The organism is Paenibacillus sp. FSL R5-0473, from assembly GCF_038004565.1.
Taxonomy (GTDB): Bacteria; Bacillota; Bacilli; order Paenibacillales; family Paenibacillaceae; genus Paenibacillus; species Paenibacillus amylolyticus.
Window position 1 is genome coordinate 1324934 of record NZ_JBBORL010000001.1, and the last position, 25799, is coordinate 1350732.

General features: G+C 47.0%; 16 protein-coding genes. 14 read left to right on the forward strand and 2 right to left on the reverse strand.

Features of this window, described 5'->3' with window-relative positions; genetic code table 11:
• The first annotated feature begins 610 nt into the window (after window positions 1–610).
• The 5 genes from MKY28_RS05790 (at window position 611) to MKY28_RS05810 (ending at window position 10906) form a co-directional block, all read left to right on the forward strand.
• The gene (locus MKY28_RS05790) at window positions 611–2422 is read left to right on the forward strand and encodes a DAK2 domain-containing protein (protein ID WP_340935286.1); all 1812 of its coding nucleotides are present in this window, start codon (window positions 611–613) and stop codon (window positions 2420–2422) included.
• A gap of 76 nt (window positions 2423–2498) precedes the next feature.
• Window positions 2499–3362 carry a DegV family protein gene (locus MKY28_RS05795; RefSeq protein WP_036674905.1) on the forward strand — a complete coding sequence of 288 codons (864 nt, stop codon included), beginning with the start codon at window positions 2499–2501 and terminating at the stop codon, window positions 3360–3362.
• 10 nt (window positions 3363–3372) lie between these two features.
• The gene (gene recG, locus MKY28_RS05800) at window positions 3373–5418 is read left to right on the forward strand and encodes an ATP-dependent DNA helicase RecG (RefSeq protein ID WP_076250891.1); all 2046 of its coding nucleotides are present in this window, start codon (window positions 3373–3375) and stop codon (window positions 5416–5418) included.
• A 115-nt stretch (window positions 5419–5533) separates the two neighbouring features.
• The gene (locus MKY28_RS05805) at window positions 5534–5821 is read left to right on the forward strand and encodes a stage VI sporulation protein F (protein WP_036614589.1); all 288 of its coding nucleotides are present in this window, start codon (window positions 5534–5536) and stop codon (window positions 5819–5821) included.
• 627 nt (window positions 5822–6448) lie between these two features.
• Window positions 6449–10906 carry a glycoside hydrolase family 3 C-terminal domain-containing protein gene (locus MKY28_RS05810; protein WP_340935287.1) on the forward strand — a complete coding sequence of 1486 codons (4458 nt, stop codon included), beginning with the start codon at window positions 6449–6451 and terminating at the stop codon, window positions 10904–10906.
• A 33-nt stretch (window positions 10907–10939) separates the two neighbouring features.
• Here MKY28_RS05810 and MKY28_RS05815 read toward each other — a convergent pair whose 3' ends face one another.
• Window positions 10940–12520, reverse strand: coding sequence for a response regulator transcription factor (locus MKY28_RS05815; protein WP_340935288.1), 1581 nt, complete (start codon window positions 12518–12520; stop codon window positions 10940–10942).
• A 7-nt stretch (window positions 12521–12527) separates the two neighbouring features.
• Window positions 12528–14336, reverse strand: coding sequence for a sensor histidine kinase (locus MKY28_RS05820; RefSeq protein WP_340935289.1), 1809 nt, complete (start codon window positions 14334–14336; stop codon window positions 12528–12530).
• A 131-nt stretch (window positions 14337–14467) separates the two neighbouring features.
• Between MKY28_RS05820 and MKY28_RS05825 the strand changes: the two genes are divergently transcribed.
• The 9 genes from MKY28_RS05825 to glsA all read left to right on the forward strand — a co-directional run bounded on the left by MKY28_RS05825 (window position 14468) and on the right by glsA (window position 25653).
• Window positions 14468–15799 carry an ABC transporter substrate-binding protein gene (locus tag MKY28_RS05825; RefSeq protein ID WP_340935290.1) on the forward strand — a complete coding sequence of 444 codons (1332 nt, stop codon included), beginning with the start codon at window positions 14468–14470 and terminating at the stop codon, window positions 15797–15799.
• A gap of 84 nt (window positions 15800–15883) precedes the next feature.
• A complete protein-coding gene (locus MKY28_RS05830; RefSeq protein ID WP_036614579.1) occupies window positions 15884–16762 on the forward strand; it encodes a carbohydrate ABC transporter permease in 879 nt (292 codons plus the stop codon).
• Window positions 16759–17595 carry a carbohydrate ABC transporter permease gene (locus MKY28_RS05835; RefSeq protein WP_127545475.1) on the forward strand — a complete coding sequence of 279 codons (837 nt, stop codon included), beginning with the start codon at window positions 16759–16761 and terminating at the stop codon, window positions 17593–17595. The genes MKY28_RS05830 and MKY28_RS05835 overlap by 4 nt, the downstream gene beginning before the upstream one ends.
• Window positions 17596–17608: 13 nt before the next feature.
• Window positions 17609–19162 (forward strand): alpha-L-rhamnosidase-related protein, encoded by a 1554-nt coding sequence (locus MKY28_RS05840; protein WP_340935292.1) that lies wholly within the window; start codon window positions 17609–17611, stop codon window positions 19160–19162.
• Window positions 19163–19946: 784 nt separating this feature from the next.
• Window positions 19947–21599, forward strand: a complete 1653-nt coding sequence (locus MKY28_RS05845) for a sensor histidine kinase (RefSeq protein ID WP_036660169.1) — start codon at window positions 19947–19949, stop codon at window positions 21597–21599.
• 10 nt (window positions 21600–21609) lie between these two features.
• Window positions 21610–22410, forward strand: coding sequence for a LytR/AlgR family response regulator transcription factor (locus MKY28_RS05850; protein ID WP_047843671.1), 801 nt, complete (start codon window positions 21610–21612; stop codon window positions 22408–22410).
• Between the two features lie 180 nt (window positions 22411–22590).
• The gene (locus MKY28_RS05855) at window positions 22591–23826 is read left to right on the forward strand and encodes an L-lactate MFS transporter (RefSeq protein WP_074096973.1); all 1236 of its coding nucleotides are present in this window, start codon (window positions 22591–22593) and stop codon (window positions 23824–23826) included.
• Window positions 23827–24087: 261 nt separating this feature from the next.
• Window positions 24088–24570 (forward strand): GNAT family N-acetyltransferase, encoded by a 483-nt coding sequence (locus MKY28_RS05860; protein WP_091028682.1) that lies wholly within the window; start codon window positions 24088–24090, stop codon window positions 24568–24570.
• A gap of 141 nt (window positions 24571–24711) precedes the next feature.
• Window positions 24712–25653 (forward strand): glutaminase A, encoded by a 942-nt coding sequence (gene glsA, locus MKY28_RS05865; protein WP_017687474.1) that lies wholly within the window; start codon window positions 24712–24714, stop codon window positions 25651–25653.
• Window positions 25654–25799: the final 146 nt, after the last annotated feature.

Genomic DNA, 25799 nt, shown 5'->3' on the forward strand with positions numbered 1-25799 from the left:
AGTTGCCTTCAGAAACGAAAAGTCATTCCATAAGGACTAAATTGTTCTTCCTGATCATAAAGATCAGGTTTCAGTAGCTAATGGCGTTGTTTAAGCCGGCATGAACCGGATCATTTCCATTACTTAACCTGCATAAAACAATACTTGAATATAATATCATAATTAAAAAAGCTTCGTCAACTGATCCAAAAACTTTATTTATTTCTCCTGTCTAATATAGTACAATGTTGAGTAGTCCATAATACAGTGGTGAACAGGCTGTTGCCGCGAGGAAGTCGGAGAATAAACCGTACTTAGAGGTCGGTGGTCTGCTTTTTTGGCAACGCTGTGAGCTGCGGCATTCCATCATTGGCACCAGTCTCCATGCGGCATTCATGCCGGCTCTTGATACCGGTGCATATCCGTATGCCCCGAAGTTAGGGGTGCAGAGAGTGCAGGATATTGGTAGCCCGGCCGCCCAGACCGTTAATCCGGCTGACATGTTGTATTGTATGCCTGTGCCGGACAAGGTATGGACGAAGAATAACGCAGTCCGCGTTAGCGCATGAACAGACCAGACACATCTTGGTGCAAGGTGTTCGTGTATCAAGCTAGGAAGGGGAATTCTCACTTGAGTATACGTTCTTTAAATGGAACAGATTTCACCGCAATGGTACTTGCCGGAGCGGAACAACTTGGACAGCATGCAGAGCACGTCAATTCCCTGAATGTTTTCCCTGTGCCGGATGGTGACACGGGAACGAACATGAATTTGACAATGAGTGCAGGAGTCGCAGAGATTAAAAGAAAAAGTTCTGCCTCCATCGGCGAAGCTGCCGGTATTCTATCGAAAGGCCTGCTTATGGGCGCACGGGGGAATTCAGGAGTTATTCTGTCGCAATTGTTCCGTGGTTTTAGTCGTTCAGCTGCTCCCTATGAGGAACTGAATACGCTCCAATTTGCAGCAGCCCTGCAGAACGGTGTTGACGCAGCTTACAAAGCAGTCGTAAAGCCCGTTGAAGGGACCATTCTTACCGTAGCCAAGGAAGCGGCGAAACATGCCAACTACTACGCAAGACGGACGAATGATATTACTGAATTAATGAATGAAGTTTTGTTAAAAGCAAAAGAAGCACTGGCAATGACTCCGGAATTACTGCCTGTACTGAAACAGGTTGGTGTTGTGGATTCAGGTGGTCAGGGGCTTGTATATATCTACGAGGGCTTTATGGAAGTATTGCTGCAAAGTGACGGAGAGAGTCGTACTTCACTGAACAAAGAAGTAACCCCATCCGTGGTAGCATCTGCTTTGAAACCGGCTGCACCGACAGAAGTGGATATCAAGAAGCCTGCACAGCAGCAGGTGATTGCACCGGAGATGCCATTGTCTGCTCAGGCGAGACTGGAAACGGAAGATATTGAATTCCTGTATGATATGGAATTCTTCATTAATCGTGAGCTTGGAGAGAACGCAGGAGTGGCATTTGATGACGAAGCATTCCGGAAAGCGTTGTCAGTTAATGGGGATTCGATCATCATCATTGCCGACGATGAAGTCATCAAAGTTCATGTCCATTCCAAGACACCAGGCGATGTATTAAACCTGGCGCTGCATTATGGTGAGATTACACAGATTCATATTCTCAATATGCGTGAACAGCATCGGGATCTCCTGACAGCAGGCATGGACATTGCTCCATCACCTGAATTGTTTGCAGAGATTCCACCTGAGGCAGCGCGCAGTATGGAAGAGGCTGTGCTTCCTGCAGATGAGATGGCACCGTATGGTTTTATTGCGGTATCCTCCGGTGACGGTATTGCAGAGATTTTCCAAAGTCTTGGCGTTGATGTTGTTCTGTCCGGTGGACAGACAATGAATCCGAGTACTGAGGATTTTGTAAAAGCCGTTCGTTCCATTGCTGCGGAGCAGGTATTTATACTCCCGAATAACTCGAATATTGTACTGGCTGCGGAGCAGGCTCGTGAATTGCTTGAAGATGAGCGCCGGATTACGGTTATTCCAAGCAAGACCATTCCACAGGGAATGGCTGCTGCTTTTGCTTTCCAGGAAGATGAGTCTGCGGAAACAAACCGTGACCAAATGTTGGAGGCCATCAGCCGGGTACAGTCCGGTCAAGTGACTCATGCGGTTCGTGATACGCAATATGATGAATTGGATATCAAGGCGGGGCACTATATCGGTATTCATAACTCCAAAATTGTAGCGACGGATGAAACCATGCTTCAAGCATGTGAAGGTCTGCTCAAACAGATGATGGAGAGTGGAGATGAAGTGGTGACGATCCTTGAAGGGGAAGAAGCTGACCCTGAGGTTACTGCTGCCCTCGCTGCATGGCTTGAAGTACAGTATCCTGATGCTGAGGTAGAGGTACATCTTGGAGGACAGCCTGTGTATTATTATTTGTTCTCCGTAGAGTCCTAATAAAGGTTGTTCAAAAAGTCTCTAGTTGACTTTTTGAACATGTACTTATAGCACTCTAGCGAAGAGGAGGAGAGTCATGAGCCACAAGGTTACGATAGTAACAGACAGTACGGCAGATATTCCCGAAGAACTCATTCGCAAATACGGGATTCATATTGTTCCGCTACGTGTTCTGTTCGGTGAAGAGACCTATGCAGATGGCGTTGATCTGACTTCGGAACAGTTCTACGAAAAGTTGAAGAAGGTATCTGTGTTGCCTACAACTTCACAGCCATCTCCAACCGATTTCATGGATGTGTACCAATCACTTCTTGATGAGAACCCGGAACGCCCGATTGTATCGATCCACCTGTCATCCGGCATGAGTGGTACCTATCAATCGGCCATGCTTGGCAAGTCTTTGCTTGAGACTGAGGGTGACATCACCGTGCTGGATTCGAAGTCAGCATCTTATGGATACGGTCTAATGGTGGTACAGGCTGCTGAACTTGCCGAACAGGGCAAGTCAGCAGTCGAAATCGCTGCGGCTATTGAAGGGATGCAACAATCTCGCAAGTTGTTCTTTCTTGTAGATACTTTGGAGTATCTGCAAAAGGGCGGTCGGATTGGCAAAGCTTCAGCCATCTTGGGAACGTTGCTTAACATTAAGCCGATCCTGTCTATTGATGAAGAAGGCGTTATCTACGCAGTTGAGAAAGTCAGAGGTCATAAAAAAGCAATGGCACGCATTATTGAGCTGTTTCAGAAGGATCTTGCAGGCAAACGGGTGAACCTGGCGGTAGGTCATACCGCTGACCCGGGATCAGCGATCGCTTGTGCAGAGCAGCTACGGGGTCATTTTACACTGAATGAAGTGATCTATACCAATATTGGAGCCGTAATAGGCAGTCATGTTGGACCTGGTGTCATTGCGATCTTTATGTGGCCTGTTCCGGAATGAGGGATTAGACATGAAATTGGAAGAAATATCAGTTAAGCAAATTAACGGCGTGAGTGCTCTCAAAGAGGGAGAGCTTCACGCCTTTGGCATCTCTACTGTTAAAGACCTGCTTGAATATTATCCGTTCCGTTACGAGGATTATCGTCTGCGTTCACTTAGTGAAGTGAAGGATGGGGACAAGATTACGGTCCAGGGACAGGTGATGGGTATTCCTGTATTACAACGATACGGTAAAAAGTCCCGTCTTACCTGTAAGATCATGACGGAAGAGTGGATGATTACAGCCACCTGGTTCAATCGCCATTTCCTCAAAGAACAACTTACACCCAATCGGGAGATTGTGATTACGGGAAAATGGGAACAAAAACGCATGCAGATGACCGTGACTGACTCGGAGTTCCCTGATAAAGGCGATGGGCGTTCAGGTACACTGCAACCTGTATATTCGGTAACCGGCAAACTGACGCAACAATGGATGCGGAAAACGATCAATCAGGGATTAATTCAATTCGGAGATATGATTCCTGAGATTCTGCCTCAGTCCTTGATGAAGAAATACAGCTTGATGCCTCGTAAACAAGCGATTGCTGGAATTCATCGTCCACAGGACAACCGGGAAGGTCAGCAGGCCAGACAGCGGATGGTGTATGAAGAGCTGTTTCTGTTCCAGTTGAAAATGCAGGCGTATCGTGCGCTCAACCGAAATCGCATGGATGGTGTAGTGCATACCACGGACAATACGACGATTCGTGAGTTTGTACGCAGTTTACCTTTTGAATTGACAGATGCTCAGAAAAAGGTGGAGCTTGAAATTCTGCATGATATGCGTTCCCCCTATGCAATGAATCGGTTATTGCAGGGTGATGTAGGATCGGGCAAAACGGTTATTGCGGCAATTGCACTATACACGACTGTTCGATCTGGATTCCAAGGGGCTCTGATGGTGCCTACGGAGATTCTGGCGGAGCAGCATATGCGGTCACTGCAAAAGCTGTTTGAACCGTTTGGGGTAACCGTAGGGCTGTTAACGGGCAGTGTAAATGGACGCAAACGTAAAGATCTGATCGCCTCATTGCAAATGGGCATGATTGATATCGTGGTGGGTACACACGCCCTGATTCAGGAAGATGTTTTCTTCCGTGATCTGGGTCTTGTGGTGACGGACGAGCAGCATCGCTTCGGGGTGAATCAGCGCAGCGTTTTACGACGCAAAGGATATAATCCGGATGTGTTAACGATGACGGCAACGCCTATTCCGCGGACACTGGCCATTACAGCTTTTGGGGATATTGAGGTATCCACGATCTCAGAGCGTCCGAAAGGGCGGATTCCCATCTCCACGTATTGGGTCAAACACGATATGATGGAGCGGGTGCTCGGTTTTATCTCGAGAGAAGTGGATCAGGGACGTCAGGCTTATCTGATCTGTCCGCTCATTGAAGAGTCGGAGAAGCTGGATGTGCAGAATGCCATTGATCTGCATGTGCAGATGCAGCAGAACTTTCCAAAATATCGTGTAGGTCTGTTGCATGGCCGGATGACGGCTGCGGAGAAAGAAGAGATGATGCGGGACTTTTATAGCAATGATATTCAGTTGCTTGTCTCCACCACCGTTGTCGAGGTTGGGGTCGATGTGCCAAATGCCACGTTGATGGTCATTATGGACGCGGATCGTTTCGGTCTCTCCCAGCTGCATCAGCTTCGTGGTCGGGTCGGTCGTGGTGCGCATGCTTCCTATTGTGTACTCATTGCTGATCCCAAGACGGAGGTTGGACAGGAACGCATGAAGGTCATGACGGAAACTGAGGATGGATTCGAGGTATCCCGGCGGGATCTGGATCTCCGGGGTCCGGGGGATTTCTTTGGTACGAAGCAGAGCGGATTACCCGAGTTCCGTCTTGCCGATATGGTTGCCGATTTTGCTGTGCTCGAACAAGCCAGAGATGACGTGACCCACTTAATTGAGGATGCGACCTTCTGGACCTCTATGGACTATGCACCTCTGCGTGATTTCCTACAGCAACAGCAAGTATTCAAGGGTGATTTGATTGACTAGAGCTTGCCATAATAGCGAGTTTTTCGTATTACCTTTGTAAAAAAAGACAAGTGTACAAGCCCTCCCGACATATGAATAAGAAGTGAGTTCATTCTTTTGGGAGGTGCTATGTGTTTTGGGTTATCAACAATATGGAATTAGTCCGCAGCTGGTGGAGCGGATCAAATTAAAGATGAAAAATCCCGCTGTCAAAGAGCGTATCAAAAAGTTGATTGATGGCGTGACCAAGTCTGATCTGCAAGATAAGGCCAAGGTCAGAAGGTTGGTCAAGTCTTCGGCAGTTATTATGAATGAGAATTTCTCTCCGGCGCAGGAGGAGCAGTTTGTTGCTTTTGTGCTCGCGCAGAAGATTGATCCAAACAATACGTTTCATTTGATTAAGCTGTGGGGGATGTTTAGGTAGGGATTCGATGTAATGTTGGGTGGGGTAAAATGAACTACAGGGTGTTACACGTGGCCACTACGAGTGCAGTACCATCTTTCGATCGCTGTTATCCCCGGATTTTTTTGAATCACCCTTTGAAAGGGTAAAATCCGGGGATAAAGGCGAGCGCTTCGCTTCTTCAGATTGGTTCTGCACTCTCCGTTACTGTGTAGCTGGAGTTCATTTTATAAAAAACCAAATTACATCGAATGTTTATGAAGTAATTTTAGTGGGTGGGGCGTTCTATAAGTCAGGAAGATGACTTATGGAACGCCCTTTTGATTGAATAACCAGGGACAAGCCTTGTGGCAGTACTCGGTTGAATATTCGTTGTAGTTATCGAAATGACCCATGACCTGGCTTGTGTTACCGCAAAAACAAAATTTTTCATTGAGTAGTTTTGTTGGTTAAATCGAGCATCTTAGTACAGTGATGGGTGGAGTATGAGGCTTATATTTAATATGAATCCAAATTTATCCTTTAACGATACATAACCGTAATATCTAAAAATACTGTACCTCAACCCATAAACAAAATGTACCATTCCTCCAACTATAATGAGTGAGTACCAAATTGTAAGCGATTACAAATAGGGGAGGGTTAACATTGACTTTGACTAGAGGTTTCAAGCAGAAGATTGGCGGTAAAGTGATTGCCATCATCACCGTGGTCAGTCTGACATGGGGGTCCTGGGGAGCGACGCCACTATCAGCATCTACGACAAGTACTTTAAAGTTCCAAACTCAGCAGGGAGGTGTCTTTGACGGGATGCCATTATTTGATGGCGTGCCAGCGCATCTGGATGCATACGTAGACACCTATTTCGAATACACTGGCCTCGAAGGTCCAGCCGTTTATGTGACGGGTTCGCGAAACCATTACACATTGAAGCAGGGGAAACATGCGGGCAAGGTCATTCCCGGTGCGTTATCTGCTGCAGATAATGTTCAGGGTGTCTCGACCGATTTTCCTGCTCTGATTGGCATGGGACAGAGCTGGAACAAAGAACTTTTGTCCGATATCGGTGAAGTGATGGGGAACGAGAAAATCAGCAAATTAAAGGTCAAGCAGGGCGAATCCAACATTCATGGGGGCAATGATCCTTCCCTCAGCGTGGCGTTCAGTGTGGTCAGTGATATGCGTATCAATCCGCTTAGCGGTCGCTTCGATGAAGGATTCTCTGAAGATCCCAATATGGCCGGAGTCTTGATCGACAAGATGGCTTCGGGTCTTAGCGGAATTGATCAGTCCACCAGCGAAGATGGATTCTGGATGAGGGCTGCGGTGGGGACAAAGCATTACTCCGTATATAACGCGCAGTGGTTCAGGCAGACAGCGAATAACAGTGCAAGCGCGCGTTCATTGTTTGAGTACCAAACCAGAGCTGCGCTCCCTGGATTTGAATCAGGTGCGCTGGCGGGCACAATGACATCTTATGGCCGGACTAACGGCATTCCAAACATCCTTTCCCCGCTACAATTATTAGCCAATTTGGACGCCAAATATGGCGTATACAGCTCGCCCGATTTCAATGGAGATGCAATTGTATCCAACGCGAACCAACTCGGAAATGGATATGACGACCGCTATGCCGTGGACCGCGGTCATGCAACCGTTCTCATGGCGCTTGCTCAGGCGAATGCGGGTCGGCCGTCAGGGACGACACCTGCGGATGTGACCGATCTGGTGGCGCTTGTAGAGCAAGGGGAATATGGAATCACCGAGGAAGAACTTATAGAAGCAGCCAGACCACATGTAAACCAGCTGGTACGTTTGGGGATTTTTAATGAAACTGATGAGCAGGGCATACCGAAAAACTATCCTTTTGCCCAGGAAGCAAGGGATGTCAGGACGTCTCCGCCTTCCGATTATAACCAAGTGAACCATCAGGAAATAGCACTTCAAGCGGCACAGGAGAGCGTTGTTTTGTTGAAAAATGACGGCACACTTCCGCTGGAAAAAGGAAATGACGCTGCTGTTTCTGGGGTGTATGCCGACGCACGCTTCAAGACGACGTATTCAGTTGGCGCGACACCTACGGTGGAAAACGCCGGTGAATCTCCACTGCTCTCAATCATTAAAATGAATGGCAGCAATAACGTAAACTATGCCCCAGGAAATGAAGTCATTGCACTAACCTCTAAAGCGAATCAACAAACGGTCACAGCGGACGTGTATAGTCCAAATGCAGGCACGGAGGGAGCTCAGCTCATCACAACGTCGGATGCCCCAGATGAGACCAGTTTCTCCCACTTGTTCCGAGTGTACGATTGGGGTCAGGCGGGTTCAAGTTTATTGTCGCTGTATAACCAGCGTTGGGTGACTTCCCCTGCGACCAATCATGCAGCAGTTGGCAATACGGATCGTACCAGCCTCAATCTGACGAACAATGATTGGAACCTTCCTGAGATGATGGGTGATACGAGTGCCATACCCCCAACATTACGAATGGAAACGAACGAGGATGGCTCAATGTCTATTGTTACCAATGGGTACCGTACAGGATTCTCTGGTGACTTTACAAATTGGTATTACGCCAACGGGCGCTTCATCCAGGTAGATGACGCTGGCAAGCTCGTAACAGCATCATCTCCACTGGGAAGCAAGGATAGCGCTGCGAATCGCCCGGACGAGGTGAAGTTTGAGAAGACCGTGGTGAAGAACGTGGGCGAAGAGGCAGTAGCAAGAGCCACGGAAGACGATTATGCCATCGTCTTTGTCGGCGCAATTCCACGACATAGCGCAGGAGAAGGTAACGACCGGTCTACCCTCGATATGGGCGAGTCTGATTATGAACTGGTCGACAAAGTATCTGCTGCCTTTGCAACCCAGGGTAAGAAAACCGTTGTCGTGGTTAAATCGAGCTTCCCTGTAAACATGGAGCGCATTCAGAACAACCCTAACGTCTCGGCGATCGTTTACCAGCCATATGGCGGTCAATACGATTCGTATGCTCTGGCCCAGGTATTGTACGGAGATTACGCGCCGACAGGCCGCCTGACGTCCACATGGTATGCAGGCATGGATGCTTTTCCATCTATTAGTTCTTATGTCGTACCAGAAGGGAATTCTACTGGTCTTGACGACATTGACCCCCGATTTACGGTTGATATGACGAATGCAGACCCCATTGAATCTGAGTTGACTTATATGTATACAGATGCCACAGTGACCTATCCGTTTGGTTACGGGTTATCATATGCTGATTTTACGTACGATTCCCTGACCGTATCGTCTTCTGTAACGGGAGATGAACCATTCACGGTGTCGGTCCGCGTAACCAATACAGGAGACGTAGCCACTTCCGAGGTTGTGCAGCTGTACACCCGTAACAGCAACTCTGCATACGGCGCACATGGGCCTAAAAAGAAGCTGGTTTCATTTGAGAAGATTCATCTCACTCCGGGTGAAACAAAAGAAGTCCTGTTGCAAGTTGATCCACAAACGCTGGCATTATGGGATGTGAATCGGAGTGAATGGATCGTTGAACAGGGCAGTTATGAATTCATGATTGGGACCTCGGCAGCGGATGCAGACGTGCAAGTATCGAAGGCATTAAGCATTGGTGGGAAGTCGATTGCGACCTTACCCCTTACCCAACCCATAAATGTATTTGATCATGCGTTTGCTTCAAATGAAGTCGTTTACCACGAAGTGTCCAAGGAACGCACGGCAGCTCAATTAAAAGCCAAAGCGATTGTTGGAGGTTATTACGCAGTTCGGTCCAAACAAAATGGATCGTGGATCGCGTTGCCTAAGGCTGACCTGACAGGTGCGCAGAAGGTTAGGGCAACTGTCGCATCTAATGTGCAAGGTGGCACGATCTCGTTGCATGCGGATGCGCTCGATACCGCACCGCTTGCTGTATGGAACGTACCAGTGACAGAACCTGTCTCCTACAAGATTAGCAATGCTAACGTAACGGTCAAGGAATTAGGGTACGTTGACGTAGAGGCGGATATTTCTGCTGCCGTGAGCGGCGTACATGATCTGTATCTGGTGTTTCATGAACCGGATCTTCGGATTGACAGTTTGTCATTTACGTTGAAAGAGCCGGGAACAAATCCAGGAAATCCAGGCACAAATCCAGGAACGAATCCTGATTCGCCAAGCACGCCTGGATCAGGTAGTGTTGGAACTCCTGTTAAGCCACCAGCATCCGGGTCCGAGACTGAAGGCGAAACGGATTCGGAGGGCAATGTTTCTACTGTCGTGACCGTGCAAACGGGGGATGTTGCTGATCAAGCTAAGGCAGCAAGTATCCGCTCATCTGGCATCCGGGTCATCGGTGATCCATGGAACGTATCCATCAAAGATAAGCAGAACACGTATGTCATTGCAGCGCTGCCTGTTAACGATGTCGTAGCTGCAAACTCCACAGCAATCGCATATGTTGGAGCAGGAGGCCAACTTACGCCGGTGCCTGGCGTGTTGACCAAAGACACAAACGGAAACAAGGTATGGAAAGTACTGCTAAACCAAGGGGGAACGTACGTTGCAATTCACTCGCTCCGCGAATTTGTTGATGTTAAGCCTTCAGCCTGGTATGCCAAAGATATAGCTAAAGCCAACAGCTTGCTGTTGATCAATGGCGTATCGGAACGCAGCATGCAACCCCAAGGAACGACAACATCAGCCCAAACGTTGATGGCTGCATTGAATGCGTTAGGAATTGAACCGATGGGAGCGGCAGCAAACGAGAAATGGTTTGATCCGATTTTGCGAGCCTCCAAGGAATATGGCCTGATGGAAGAAGGGCAGTACCTGCCAAATGCCCCAATGTCACGTGAGGACATGGCAATGGTGCTCGTTCGTGCGCTGAACTTGTCTGGAGTGGATACGAAACTGCCAGAAGCAGAGGTTGAATCATGGCTGGAAGATTTTAAGGATCAGGTCCAGCTGACACCAAATAACCGGGCAGTCATGGCAACGGCCATTCAGCTTGGTATATTCCAAGGTACGCCGGATAAACTGTTACAACCACAGAGCACCCTTACACGGGCACAACTTGCAACTGTTATTGTCCGTGTGCATGACCGGATAATAGAACGGTTGGATCACTAAGAACCAGAACAACGAAAACAAGGAACTGGGCCATCATACATGGCCTGGTTCCTTGTTGTTTGCGGTGAAGGATTTGTGTTGCTTTCGGTATTCCTCTGGAGTCCAACCGGTCAATTTTTTAAACACCCGAAAAAAATATTTTGGATTGTCGTAACCCAGCTGTTTGGCAACCCGATAGATTTTATCGTCTGTGCTCGTTAAGAGCTGCTTGGCTTGCCTGATCCGTAGTCTGTTTACGTAATCAGTGAAGTTCTCGGATGTCTTTTCTTTAAATAAATGACTGAGGTAACTCGGGTTCAGGTAGAACAGGGACGATACCCAATCCAGCGTTAAATCCTTGGTATAGTGATTATCGATATATGTCCTGACGTTGTCGATCACTTGATCTGATGCGTAGGGGTTGTCTTCCTTAAGCAGAAGAGCTGTTCCCGTCAGCACCTTTACCATGTAATGCCTAATGCACTCCATATCGAACGAGACGTTCAGGACGGCCTCCAAGCTGGAAGAGGCGCTACTGTTACCTCCGTTCTGGATATAGTTACTCAGCAGCCGTTTGGTTTCCGTGATAATGTCTCTGCACTGCTCTTTCAGGTGGGCAAGCAAAGCGTCAGGCTGGCGTATGTAGAAAGCAAAGAAATCGGTGATGAGCTCTTCCACCTTCGGCACATTCCCGCTCTCTATAAAAAATAACAGTTCATATGTTCGAGCCCACTTCAGTTGATGTAAAGGAAATTGCTCCCGTGAAAATACGTAACATTTGCCAAAATCGGTAATGGCTCGTTCGTCCAACGCAAGGATCGTTTGATGATGAGCTTCTCGGACCCCACCAATGCCTGTATGAGGCAAGCTGATCCCCACACAACAATCCGTAGTTTCGGATTTGGTCAAAATGATACTCGCAGTTTGTTCCGCCATTTTCTGCAAATCAAGCTGGCCTGAGCAATCCAGATCATGCATCAGGAAAAACAGTACTTGATCCGTTTGTGGATGAGGAATGTACAGGCCATTCGAAAAGGTAGGTAGTTGCTGTGCTGTAAGCGGTTGAGGACCATAAATCGTCAATAAAATGAACTGGTCAGATGCCATGATGGCGGCAAATTCCGCAGAGCGGAACACAGGTGTTTTGATGGATGAATGGGGAGCCAGCACATAATTCAGGAAGGCTTGCATGTCTGCATCCCTTTTCATCTGCTCCGTTTCTACTTCTCTTAGAACGACTTCCCGCTGAAGAGAGCGCTCCTGTTCGATGGCTTGGATGGCTTGGTGAAGCGTACCGTGGATCTCATCCCGGCTAAAAGGCTTCAGCAGGTAATTTACAACTTTCGCAGAGATGGCCTCCTGCATATAATCAAAATCGGTATGTCCGCTAATGACAATTAACTTGATACGCGGATATTGCTGGCATACTGTCCTGATCAACAGCTTGCCGTCGACCTCAGGCATGCGCATGTCCGTAAAGATAATGTCCGGCTTGAACGATTCAATCAAAGCCAAGGCATCTGCCCCGTTATCTGCTTCGCCTAAGAGTTCAAGCGAGTGCTCAAAATTCCCGATTTTTTTCAACAAACCTTTGCGGATCAAGGGTTCATCGTCCACAACGATATACGTATACATTTCTTGGTCACCTCTTTTCCCAATTGGCCGGAATTTCGAGTGTAATTCGAGTTCCTGTATTCAAATCGGTATGAAACGAAAGGCCGTAACCCTCTCCGTAATACAAAGCAATTCGTGAATGCACGTTTTTGATGCCGATGCTTTGTTTATGCCTTTGACCAACGGCGACGAATTCAGGTGGCTGCTGGAGCAATTGTCGAAGTTCTTCCGCTTGCGTTGAGGACATGCCCACGCCATCGTCCCAGATCTCGAACACGATGCTGTCCCCCTGAAACAACCCGGTAATGGTAACGGAACCCTTCCCACGTTTGTTCTCCAACCCGTGATAGATGGCATTTTCCACGAGTGGTTGCAACAGAAGTTTCAGCATGCGACGACTCCGAATTTCCGGGTCCAAATTCAGGTTGAACGCGAACTTGTCACCATACCGAATCTGCTGGATGGCCATGTAGTTTTCTACATGCTGAATTTCTTCGCTGACCGCGACCAGCTCGCTGTCCGTTTTGATGCTGTAGCGGAACATGTCCCCGAGTGACTTGGTCATCACCACAATACTCTCAACTTCTTCGATCTCGGCAATGCTATTAATCGACTCCAGCGTATTGTAGAGGAAATGGGAGTTGATCTGTGCTTCCAATGCCTTCATCTGGGAGTCCAGCATGAGGATTTTATTCTGGTAACTCTCTCGGATATGCGTATCGATGTCTTTCATCATTTTGTTGAACTCATGGTAAAGGATTCCAATCTCGTCGACTTGCCTCGTTACTTGAGGCTTGATGGTCACAAAACGATGAGATTTGGTTTTGCGCATCAGTTTGGTCAATTCGATGATGGGTTTGGTGATCAGATTGGACAAGAAAAAGGAAAGTAGAAGGAAAATGACGGCACAACTTATGGCCACGTATAACAGCAACTTTTGCGAGATGTTGTACTCCTCATACAGCCGATCCATAGAGATGTTGGCAATCACGTTCCAATTGCGGCCGGGAACCTTTTGAATTACCGTCATCATGTTATCTTGGATGAATTTGTACTGTGAACTGTTGCCGACTTGATGCGTTGCCGCAGCCAGAGTATCGGAGAGAGGCGTGCGAACTCTACTTCCGTCGCTGGAGTACAGGATCTCGCCAGCGTCGTTCGCTAGATATAGATTGGACAAGCTTGGTGCCGGATTACGTTTTAGACCGTCAAAAATGTTCATACTGCAATCCAGCATAAACACGCCTAGGAACTCGTTGTTGTTGGGATCGTAAAGAGCTCTGGAGAAGCCAATGGATTCCTTGGCGTTAATGATGTAAGGTTTGACGCCAACTTCACCAATATACAAATCGCCTTTACGCTGGATCGTATCCAGATACCACTCATCGCGAAGTGCGACATAATCGAGGCGTAGGTCAGTGCCGCTACTGCCATAACTTATCCATTTGCCATCAGGTGTGAAAAGGTACAAACCATTGATGTAATTGTAACCAAGCAGAATGTTTTCAAAGATCAGTTTCAATTTGCTGCGGATCATGAAGATTTCATATTGATCGTTGGTACCATTCAACTTGATTAGTTCATCACTCACAGTGCTGTAAGCGGTTGCATTGGAAGACTGCTGAAGGAGTGTGACAGAGATCCGGTCGATGTTCTGCAAAATTTCCTCCATGCTCTTGACCGAATTGCCTATAGTTGTCGACGTCACGAGAGAGGTCTGCTCATTCACCAGCTTCGTGTAACTGCGATAGGAACTGACAGAAACAACGATAATTGGCACGATCGATACGAGGACGAGAACCAGAAAAAGTTTAGTTTTGATGTTGAACAGAATCATACGTGCTCCTCCCGCCATTTGTCAATTCTAAAAATAGTGCACCATACGAGCCAAAGCAAATGCACTTTTGCCCACCGTATGATGAGAATGTGCACAAAGCAAGAATAAACATGAATCGGGGGAATGACAAGATGAAAAATAGAAAACGATTGTTGCCTTTAACTTTGGTACTCCTCATGATGTTTCTGAGCGCATGCAGCTCCGGTAGTCAGGAGGGGAGCGGTACGGATACTAGCAACGGGAGTTCAGATGAATCAGGAAAGCCGATTACGTTGACGATGATGCTATCGGGAAACAAGGCGTCTGATGGAGAGGATTTCGAGTTGGAAATCTTGCCGCGTCTGGTAAAAGAGAAGTTTCCGAACATTACCCTTGAAGTGCAGAAATTGCCTGATGATCAGTACAATACATCCGTACGTACCAAGCTTGCGGCTGGACAGGGGCCGGATATGTTCTTGATTTTTCCAAAGAATGCAGCTGGCGGCGTCAATGATTTCGCAAAGGCAGGATTTGCTGCTGATCTATCCGATCTGAAGTTCTGGGACAACATCAGCCAAGGTGCGAAGGCAGATATGTCCTATGAGGGAAAACCTTATGGAGTGGCCAAAGGACTAGACTTCCTCGGCGTTTATTACAACAAGGAGTTGTTACAGCAGGCCGGATATTCCGAGTTTCCGAAGGATTGGCCTTCGTTCCTGGACTTATGCCAAAAGTTGCAGGCAGCGGGCGTAACACCAATTGCAATGGGTGACAAGGACCCTTGGATGATCCAATTTGGTATGTATCCGATTGCAGCCAATGTCGTGTATCCGAATGAGCTGGATTTTGATGTCAAACTGCAGAACGGCGAAAAATCGCTGACTGATCCAAAGTGGGTTCAAACGATATCGAAATACAAAGAGCTCTATGATAACAACTACGTCGTTAAAAACTCGCTTGGTATTGGCAGTGCCCAATCTGCACAGTTGTTTATCGACGGGAAAGCAGCCATGACCTTTACGGGAACATGGGATTATGCCTCCATGACGTCCAAAGGCGCTGCCGAATTTACTCGCGGATTCGCTTCATTGCCAGGTAACGAGCCGGAACAGCCGGTGTTTGTATCTGCTGCAACATCTGCCGGATACGCTTTGAACGCCAAATCGGCAAACCTGGATGCAGCCAAGGAAGTACTGAACTACCTGTTCGATGGTGAATCCGATCTGTTCAAAGCATTTGTGGAAGCCAACAGTTCCATCAGCGTGTATAAGGACGTAGAACTTGAAAATGAATTGTTCAAGGAAGTGAATGACAATTATCAACAAACTGGAAATTCCATCTACTTCAGCAACCAGATGTGGCCAGCAGGAGTATCGGACGTCATGCAAGCAAAGTTTGCCGAGATTATTGCTAGACAGAAAACAACACCAGAAGATGTGGCAAACGCCATGGAAACCAAGTTTAGAGAGCTGTGGAAAAACTAGAACAAAACGATGCTGTCTGCTGTAAAGGGGAGAATGATTGTCCTTCTCCCTTGCCGCAGGCCCTCTTGGAAAGGATGGAGCAGGATGAGCTCTACTGTAATGAAAAAGTCCATGTACTGGTTTGCTTTGCCGGCATTGATCTTCTACCTGACCTTCTGGATCTTCCCGATCCTGCGGTTGTTCCAGTACAGTATAACGGACTATAACGGGTACGCCCAAGCCTATAACTATATCGGTTTCGACAACTATAAGGAATTGTTCCGGAGCGACATCCTAGGCATTTCTTTAAAAAATACACTGATCTATACATTCGTCACCGTCATAGCTGGCAATATCATCGGTTTGGCAATGGCTTTGCTGTTAAATATGAAAATAAGAGGAACCGGGATTTACCGTTCCCTGGCGTATATTCCCACATTGTTCAGTGCGATTGTCGTCGGCTTTTTGTGGAGCTACGTCTATATGCCGGATTACGGGCTGATTTCTTCCTTTCTCGATAAACTGGGTATCGCAAATGAACTGAATTTCCTGGGTGACTACTCGACCGCACTGTATTCTATTATCTTCGTGGAGATCTGGAAGACGATCGGAACGACAATGATTATCTTCCTTGCAGGACTACAGACTGTTCCAAGCGACCTTTTGGAAGCAGGACGGATTGATGGCTGCGGCTCATGGAGATTGCTGCGACATGTGAAGATTCCATTACTGGCAACAGCGATTACAATTAACGTGACGTTAAGTTTGATCAATGGACTCAAAGCGTTCGACTTCCCGTTTATCATGACGAATGGCGGTCCCGGCACGGCTACCAACACACTGATTTATACCATCTACAAGATGGCATTTACCGAACAACTCTTTGGTAAAGCTTCGGCTCTTGGCGTTATTTCCTTTGCCGTGATTATCGTCATTACCGCTGTTTTTGTCCTGAAAATGAACAAACGGGAGGTGTCGGCATGACGCTTCGTAAAGTTTTGGGGAAAGGGTCCGTTCAGGTCGTTGTGTTGTTGGTGATGGCGTTAAACCTGATTCCGTTAATTATTGCCTTTTCGACATCACTCCGAGATCCAAGCAACAACACAAATCCGCTGGTCCTGTTCCGGGAGATGTCCTTTGCAAGTTACAAGGCTGCCTTCGACCGCATGCACTTTCCGGAAGCGCTATGGAACAGCGTGGTGTTAACCGGCGTATCAGTCGTGTTCGTTGTCCTGTTTGCGGCGATGGCGGCCTACCCGATGGCCCGTTTGAAAACAAAGCTAAGCAAGTTCATGTATTTGTTTTTTTTGTCCGGACTCGTGGTACCTGCGCAAATGGTATTGATACCGATCGTGCAAATGATCAATGCACTGCATATTCCAACAAATCAATATACGCCTATTTTCATGTTCATTACGTGCAGTTTGCCGTTTTCAACTTTCCTGTACACGGGCTTCATTCGAAGCGGTGTGCCTGAGGAGGTAGAAGAAGCGGCGCACATCGACGGGGCGGGATTATTCCAACGGTTCTGGACCGTCGTGTTCCCCTTACTCATTCCGGTAACGGTTTCGGTCATTATTACACAAGGTGTCTGGATCTGGAACGATTATTTCTTCAATATGATCTTTATTTCCAGCGCAGGAGATTCACCGTTACCACTGGCCATGCTCGGATTTTTGGGCGATCAGCAAAATCCCACGCAGTGGAATGTCCTGTTTGCAGCGTGCTTTCTGTGCGCACTACCGTTGCTGCTGGCGTTCTTGTTCCTGCAAAAATATTTTATCGGTGGTATGACCGTTGGGGCGGTCAAAGGTTAAGGAGGACACTGCAATGAATGAAAAAGTGATAAACAATGCCTGGCTGGAAAAAGCACAGCGTCTAATGCCGGAGCTTCACCAGCAAAAGGTCTATCCGGAACATATCGTGAGCGCAGTTCCGGATGCGTCGGCTTTTCAGGGGTGGCGTATCGAACCACTCGGCTTAGCAGAACAACTATCTGATCAAGTGTTGTGCAAGGGAGACAGTGTTACGCTGGATTTCGGGGAGCATCTCGTCGGTTATCTGACCTTGTCGCTTCTTAACGAACGCAGCAATGCAGATGCACCTCTCAGGTTGAAGCTCACATTTGGAGAAATGCCCTGTGAGGTCGGTGAGAATTTTGCAGAATATTCGGGCTGGCTTAGCCGTTCATGGCTTCAGGACGAGATCGTGACTATGGATGTGTTACCTGGCACGCTAACACTGAACCGTCGATATGCCTTTCGGTATCTGAAAATCGAGGTGGTAGAAACGTCGATCCGTTACGATATTCGAATTAACGATATATATTGCTTGACGGTGACTTCAGCAGACATAGGGGCAGTACCTCAATTGCCTGAAGGTATCGACAAGGAGCTGCTGGAAATAGATCGCGTGTCCGTGAAGACACTCCGGGATTGCATGCAGACGGTATTCGAAGATGGACCGAAGCGCGATCGACGTTTATGGATCGGAGATCTTCGCCTTCAGGCCCTCGTCAATTATGAAACATTCGGCTGTAATGATCTCGTCAAGCGCTGTTTGTATCTCTTTGCCGGAACGAGACTGGAAGGCGGCCAGGTAGGAGCCTGTTTGTACGAACAACCAGAACCGTACGTGGACGACATTTACCTATATGACTATGCGTTGTTCTTTATTGCGACATTATGGGACTATTTTGAAGCTACCAAGGACAGGGAAACGTTGGAAGAACTTTGGCCGGTGGCTAGAGAACAGATTGAGATTGGGCTTAAACGACTTGATGAGCGGGGCATCGTAAGGGATGACGATACATGGTATTGTTTTCTGGACTGGCATGAAGAACTAAATAAACAGGCCGGTGCTCAGGCAGTTCTCATCTATAGTATGAAAAGGGGAAGGTCGATTGCCAAAGAACTAGAGTTGCCGGAGTATGAGCAATGGATTAACGCACACATCAAAGACGCTGAGCAAGCAGCCCACACATATCTGTGGGATGGTGAGCAGGGCTTTTTCGTCAGTGGTGAAAAAAGACAGGTATCCTGGGCATCGCAAGTATGGATGGTACTGGCTGAGGTCATGGATGCTCCAGCTTCCCGGCAATTACTTGATCGGTTAATGAGTAACGAAGAAGCTATTGGCATGACCACGCCGTACATGGTTCATCATTATGTTGATGCATTAATAATGTGTGGGGAAAAGGAGCAGGCACTGGAGCAGATCCGAAGGTATTGGGGCGGTATGCTGAAGGATGGAGCGGACACTTTCTGGGAGCTCTACGACCCGGACGACAAAACGTATTCTCCTTATGGCAGCAATTTGGTCAACAGTTATTGCCATGCTTGGAGCTGCACACCAAGTTATTTTATCAGGCGAAATTTTTCATGAATTTTGGACTTGAGGTCAATCAGGTACGTCTGGTTGGCCTTTTTGGATTAGTTTCAGGATTGAACTATAGAGCCAGCCATGCCTATTGTTTTTATTTATCTGTTTTTGTTCGTACCGTTAAAAGAACGAGTGGCTATTAATGAAGCGATAAATACGAATATTAAAATAAAGTTATATGGGTTTCCTTTAAGGTTGTAGACTTGAACGATGAGTGTCAGAGTTGAGATGCTTAAGATTATTCGCAGGACAATCGCCGATGAGCAATCGAGATGATGGCTTCGTTTGGAGATAAAGTATAGGGTAAACCATAGAAAACTAAAAAGCAGAAGCAAACCTAAAAGTAGAATTGCAAGCATGCATGAACACCTTTCTGTAATTAATTTCACTCAATAATTGGAATAACATGACAACTAATTATAACATAGGTTTTTCTGAAGTCGGATATTTTCATAGAAGTTAAGGTGAACTATGGTGTGCTTGGTGCAATATAGTTGATGTATTTTCACAGGATGGACTTTGCTTTCCTCCGGGGGGAGCGGTAAACTGTTGCATACGAGCATACGAGCATACGAGCATACGAGCATACGAGCATACGAGCATACGAGCATACGAGCATACGAGCATACGAGCATACGAGCATACGAGCATACGAGCATACGAGCATACGAGCATACGAGCCTTATGGATTAATGTCCTGGATTTTAAGTCAAAAAGGCGTGGCTGTGTCGGTATGCATTTTATTTTTCAAACAGATGTGGAGGAAGTACGATTGGAAATGTTTACGATGCTGCTAGGTTTATTTGAACGGGCGGCGCTGTTGATTATATTTTTATTCTTTCTGTCGAGGGTGCCAAGGTTTAGGCAGATTCTGCAAAAGGGGAAATTAAGGTGGCAGGAGTCTATTGCGGTTACCTTGTTATTCTGTGCTTTTGCCATTTTCGGGACATATACGGGCATTAATGTTGAAGGTTCACTGGTGAATGTACGGATCATCGCCGTGTTATCGGGTGGTATTTTGTTCGGAGCGCCTGTGGGTATTATTACGGGGATTGTTTCAGGGGTACATCGGTATTTGATTGATATGGATGGAGTCACAGCTATACCGTGTCTGATCACAAGTATCCTGGCGGGTCTGGTCTCCGGATATATACATAAGTACACGCCCAAGCCCAAGCGATGGATTATCGGTATTGGTGCCGGAATGATCTGTGAAGCGCTCACGATGTTATTAATCCTGCTATTTTCCTATCCCGATCCACTGGGTGCTGATATTGTGTCGCAGATTGCGCTTCCTATGATTCTGGGTGAAGTCAACATTGGGCTGATTGTGCTCTTGGTGCAGAGTGTTGAAGGGGAAAAGGAAATGATTGCAGCTCGTCAGGCGAAGCTGGCACTGGAGATTGCAAACAAAACCTTGCCTTATTTCCGTTCGATTGATGAGGATTCTCTGCGTAAAATCTGCCGGATTATTCAGGAGGATATTCAGGCCGATGCGGTTGCAATTACGGATACCCGGAATGTACTGGCGTATGTAGGATTTGGTGAGGAACGATATCATATCGGTAATGAGATTATAAGTGAGATGACCAAGAAGACGATATCCAGCGGGGAGATTACGATCAGTAATGATGTGATTGATGAAAAAACACCCGATATCCACTCGCTGTTAATCATTCCGCTCAAAGAACGAGGAGACATTACAGGTGCGCTGAAAATTTATTATCGCAAAGCGTACAAAATTACGTATCCATTACAAACAATGGCTGTAGGTCTATCGCAGATCATCTCAACCCAGATGGAAGTATCGCGGGTAGAAGAGATCAAGGCTGCTGCCAACAAAGCGGAGCTACGTGCGTTACAGACAACCATTCATCCTCATTTTCTGTTTAATGCGCTAAATGCGATTGCTTCGTCCATCCGAACCAAACCGGATCGAGCGCGGGAGCTGATTGTGAATCTATCGGGGTACATGCGTTACAATCTGGAGCTGTCGGATGAGTTAATTGATATTCATAAGGAACTGGAGCAGGTCCGTAATTATGTAGAGATTGAGAAAGCTCGCTTTGGTAGCCGACTTAACGTGATCTATGACATTGATGAGGTCGCGGTGCATATTCCGAGTCTTGTTATCCAGCCGCTCGTCGAAAATGCAATTATTCATGGCATTCTCAAGGTCAAAGGACCTGGGACTGTTCGAATTCGGGTACAGGATTATCCGGAGTTTGTGCGAATCAGTGTCAGTGATACAGGAGCAGGAATCAGTGCAGATATAATTGAACGTGTTTACCATGACCGCATGCCTGGTAACCAGATCGGGCTATATAATGTGCATCGCCGGGTCAAGCTTATCTACGGACAAGGTGTAACCATTACAAGGCTGGAACAAGGAACGGATATTTTATTTGATGTGCCCAAAGGAGATGTCGTAACAAGGTGATGATGGATCAATGAGAGCTCTTATTGTGGAAGACGAGATTCTGGCAAGTGAGGAATTGAATTATTTAATCCAGGAACATAGTCAGATTGAAGTTGTGGACCGCCTTGAAGACGGGCTGGATGTACTGAAATTTTTGCAGGAACAAGAAGTAGATGTCATTTTCCTTGATATCAATATTCCCTCGCTGGACGGTATGATGCTGGCCCATCATATTGGGAAGTTTGCAACGAAACCCTACATTGTATTTACGACGGCGTATAAGGAACATGCAGCGGAAGCCTTTGAGTTGGAGGCATTTGATTATATTCTGAAGCCGTATGACGAGAAACGAATTGCTGCAATGCTCCATAAGCTGGAGCTCGCATTCAAACGTGATCATGCGCCGGTGGAGCAACATGTTGAGGATGGACCAGCCCCTACGGCGGACGGATCTGCTGCGCATGGTGAACTGGTACGAGAACGAGATACGAATTCCCATACAGATAGAAGAATTAATTTGCTGCGGAATGACAATATTATTGTTACGGATACGGCAGATATCTACTATGCGGAAGCACAAGAGAAAGTGACGAAGGTATATACCAAAAATGGGGAGTTCACCATGCCAGTGAGCATATCGGATTTTCACAGCCGTCTGCCACAGGATACGTTCTTTCGCTGCCACCGTTCGTACGTCGTAAATCTGTCGCAAATCCGTGAAATTGTACCTTGGTTCAACAATACGTATCTGCTCCGTCTGCGCGATTTGGAAGCTGAAGTGCCCGTGAGTCGTGGCAAGGTCAAAGAATTCAGGCAACTCATGCGCATCTAGAAGCATTTCATTCCGCATCTGATGCAACTCATGCTCAAAACGGTGTAATGAATCCCCTTTCATGTATGATTAGCTTGTGAACGCATTCATGTATATGACATCGGCAAAGGGGAGATCACGATGAAAGCAACAATTTCATCCGTTTCATCAACACCTGAATCAACATCTGCACCTACAAAAATGAACCGCTGGCTTATTGTGTTGGGGACCATCATTGTACAAATGGGTCTTGGAACCATCTATACTTGGAGTTTATTTAATCAACCGCTGTCTGATCGTTTCGGATGGGACGTCAGCTCGGTCGCGATAACTTTTTCAATTACCAGTTTTGCTTTGGCTTTTGCCACATTGTTTGCAGGAAGATTGCAGGAACGTTGGGGTCTTCAGCGCCTGATCCGTGTAGCCGGGGTTGTGCTTGGGCTGGGTCTTATTCTGAGTTCCCAAGTCACCTCGTTAACACTGCTGTACATTTTGGCTGGATTTGTCGTTGGTTTTGCAGACGGTACGGCGTACATTACGTCGCTGTCTAATCTGATCAAATGGTTCCCGGAGCGTAAAGGTCTGATCTCGGGGATCTCGGTCGGCGCCTTTGGTACCGGTAGTTTATTGTTCAAATATGTGAATTCGGCATTGATTGGTGCTGTTGGTCCTGCTCAGGCATTTATGTACTGGGGTATTATCGTTCTGGTTCTGGTCGTTGCGGGATCATTCCTGATCCGTGAAGCGGTTGTTCGTGAACAGGCTCCGGCAAGCAAGGAAGGATCCAAACAAGTCGTAGCACGTCATGATTACACGGTGAAAGAGATGCTGCGTACAAAAGAAGCGTACATGCTGTTTGTTATTTTCTTCACGGCGTGTATGAGCGGTCTGTACCTGATCGGTATTGTCAAAGATATCGGTGTACAGCTTGCAGGTCTTGATGTAGCTACCGCTGCGAACGCAGTGGCCATGGTTGCAATCTTTAACACGGCAGGACGTATTATTCTCGGTGCGCTGTCGGATAAAGTAGGACGAATGAAAGTCATCGCTGGTGCGCTGCTGGTTACAGCCGTAGCTGTCATGACACTTAGTCTGGTTCCACTGACCTTCGGGATCTTCTTCGCCTGTGTGGCGGCCGTTGCATTCTGCTTTGGCGGTAACATTACGGTATTCCCAGCGATTGTGGCCGATTACTTCGGATTGAAAAATCAGAGCAAAAACTATGGCGTCATCTATCAGGGATTTGGATTTGGTGCTTTGGCTGGATCATTCATCAGCGCCCTGCTGGGCGGATTCCATCTAACCTTCATCGTGATTGCTGTACTCTGCGCTGTCTCGCTGTTGCTCGCACTGATCATTACCCCTCCAGGTGAAGGTCGTCGTGCACGTCAACGTGAAAAACAGATGAACCTTAACCCTTCATCACGGGCAAGCTAACAACATGTACTGGAAGTACGGAACTGAGGATATTTCTTCATCTTAAAAAGTAAATTAAAAAACAAAGTAAACAAAGCGGTCTCCAGTTGAGGCCGCTTTTTGGTATCTACAGTGGTCAGATTGCTGACTTAGTTGGCCTATCGGATCATCTGGCTGCCTGCAAGCGTGTTGCCTTGTGTGCATTCCATCATTCGCATCTGTTATACTCTAGGTGAATTCAACAAGACCAAGATAAGTTATGTACCCCAGAGGAGGCACATCATGAAGTTCATTAAATACACACAACCTGATTTTGATGATTATTATGCATTGGTTTCCAATATGGAAGTAATGAAACAGATTACAGAACGTGCAATACCTGAGCAAGAGGCGAGAACGCAATTTGAGTCCATGCTGGAGTTTAATGAGCGTTCCACTTGCGGACATTACCGGGTATTTAGTGAAGATGGTGCCGGTGTGGCATATGCCAAATTGATTCCGGATCAGGAGGACCCGACCAAGGCTGAGATAGGTTACATGATCCTGCCTGAACATTGGGGCAAAGGTCAAGGCACATCCATAGCGTCACGGTTGATTATTCAGGCACAAGCCGCAGGGATTGGATCCCTCTATGCAGTTATCGATCCGGGTAACGCTGCTTCCCGCCGGATCTTGACCAGACAGAACTTTGTATCCACCTGGACAGGTGATTACGATGGTCTTCCTGGTGAGATTTTGGAGTTAAATCTTCAAACGAAGCGGTAAAGGAACTGTTCTGAGGGTAATCAGATAACATAGGGCATCTTGCATGAGAGGGCTAGAACTCATTATCATCATGTACATGGGTTCACCATGCACATTTCATGCAAGATGCTTGCTTATATAGAGATGTGGAGGAGATGACATATGAGCAATTCAACCATGGAACGTCTGAATGCATTACTGCCGGAGTGGCTGGAGACCAGTCGTTTGCACACCGGGCAAGGTAAGGTGGCTTCTTATATCCCGGAGCTTGTCAAAGCCTCTCAGGATGAGCTTGGTATACATATCATGGACGCCGAAGGGAACCATGTGTCGGCAGGGGATTGCGGTGTCCCATTTACGATGCAAAGTATCTCCAAAGTATTTACCCTTATTCTGGCCCTGATGGATCATGGGGAAGAAGCAGTTTTCTTTAATGTAGGAAAAGAACCTACAGGCGACGATTACGATTCGATGATCAAGCTTGAATTGGTTGAACCCGGTATTCCATTTAATCCACTGATTAATGCGGGTGCGATTACGGTGTCCTCGCTTGTTGGAGGAGACTGTAAGGAAGAGAAATCACGCCGCATTCTGGAGTTTTTCCGCAAACTGGCGAATAATGATCAGCTGGGCTATAACGAAGAGGTATTCCAGTCCGAATCGGAGAGCGGTCATATGAATCGTTCACTTGGCTACTTTTTGAAGCACAACGGGGTCATTAAGGATGACGTTGAAGACGTGCTTGCCGTGTATTTCCGTCATTGCTCCATTGAAGTGACGTGTGCAGATCTGTCTCGAATGTCACTCGTTCTGGCCTATAATGGAACAGATCCAATTACGGGAGAAGAACTCATCCCTCGTCGCTATGTTCAGATTGCCAAAACCTTCATGACCACCTGTGGTATGTATAATGCATCGGGCGAATTTGCCATCGAGGTTGGTTTGCCCGCTAAAAGTGGAGTATCCGGAGGGATATTGACCCTTGTACCGGGACAATTCGGCATAGGTCTTGTTGGCCCGGCTCTGAATCGCAAAGGCAATAGTATTGCCGGCGTGCATCTGCTGGAGCGTCTGTCCAAGGAATTCGACTGGAGCTTTTTCTAAGAAGTTTTTCAGAAAAAAAAGTCATACCCTTATATGTAGCCGATGAATCACATATCTGATATTTTGCTTCTTTAGAACGAAGTGAATGGTCTGGATATGTCTCGTCGGCTGCTTTTGGTATTCACCTGGAAGTGTAGGAAGACAGT

What these genes read in the sequence shown, in the direction of transcription:
- MKY28_RS05815 (WP_340935288.1), bottom strand. Translation starts at nt 12,520, where the DNA reads ATGTATACGTATATCGTTGTGGACGATGAACCCTTGATCCGCAAAGGT.
- MKY28_RS05850 (WP_047843671.1), top strand. Translation starts at nt 21,610, where the DNA reads ATGAGAGCTCTTATTGTGGAAGACGAGATTCTGGCAAGTGAGGAATTG.
- MKY28_RS05860 (WP_091028682.1), top strand. Translation starts at nt 24,088, where the DNA reads ATGAAGTTCATTAAATACACACAACCTGATTTTGATGATTATTATGCA.
- MKY28_RS05825 (WP_340935290.1), top strand. Translation starts at nt 14,468, where the DNA reads ATGAAAAATAGAAAACGATTGTTGCCTTTAACTTTGGTACTCCTCATG.
- MKY28_RS05845 (WP_036660169.1), top strand. Translation starts at nt 19,947, where the DNA reads ATGCTGCTAGGTTTATTTGAACGGGCGGCGCTGTTGATTATATTTTTA.
- MKY28_RS05830 (WP_036614579.1), top strand. Translation starts at nt 15,884, where the DNA reads ATGAGCTCTACTGTAATGAAAAAGTCCATGTACTGGTTTGCTTTGCCG.
- MKY28_RS05840 (WP_340935292.1), top strand. Translation starts at nt 17,609, where the DNA reads ATGAATGAAAAAGTGATAAACAATGCCTGGCTGGAAAAAGCACAGCGT.
- MKY28_RS05820 (WP_340935289.1), bottom strand. Translation starts at nt 14,336, where the DNA reads ATGATTCTGTTCAACATCAAAACTAAACTTTTTCTGGTTCTCGTCCTC.
- MKY28_RS05855 (WP_074096973.1), top strand. Translation starts at nt 22,591, where the DNA reads ATGAACCGCTGGCTTATTGTGTTGGGGACCATCATTGTACAAATGGGT.
- MKY28_RS05835 (WP_127545475.1), top strand. Translation starts at nt 16,759, where the DNA reads ATGACGCTTCGTAAAGTTTTGGGGAAAGGGTCCGTTCAGGTCGTTGTG.
- recG (WP_076250891.1), top strand. Translation starts at nt 3,373, where the DNA reads ATGAAATTGGAAGAAATATCAGTTAAGCAAATTAACGGCGTGAGTGCT.
- MKY28_RS05795 (WP_036674905.1), top strand. Translation starts at nt 2,499, where the DNA reads ATGAGCCACAAGGTTACGATAGTAACAGACAGTACGGCAGATATTCCC.
- glsA (WP_017687474.1), top strand. Translation starts at nt 24,712, where the DNA reads ATGAGCAATTCAACCATGGAACGTCTGAATGCATTACTGCCGGAGTGG.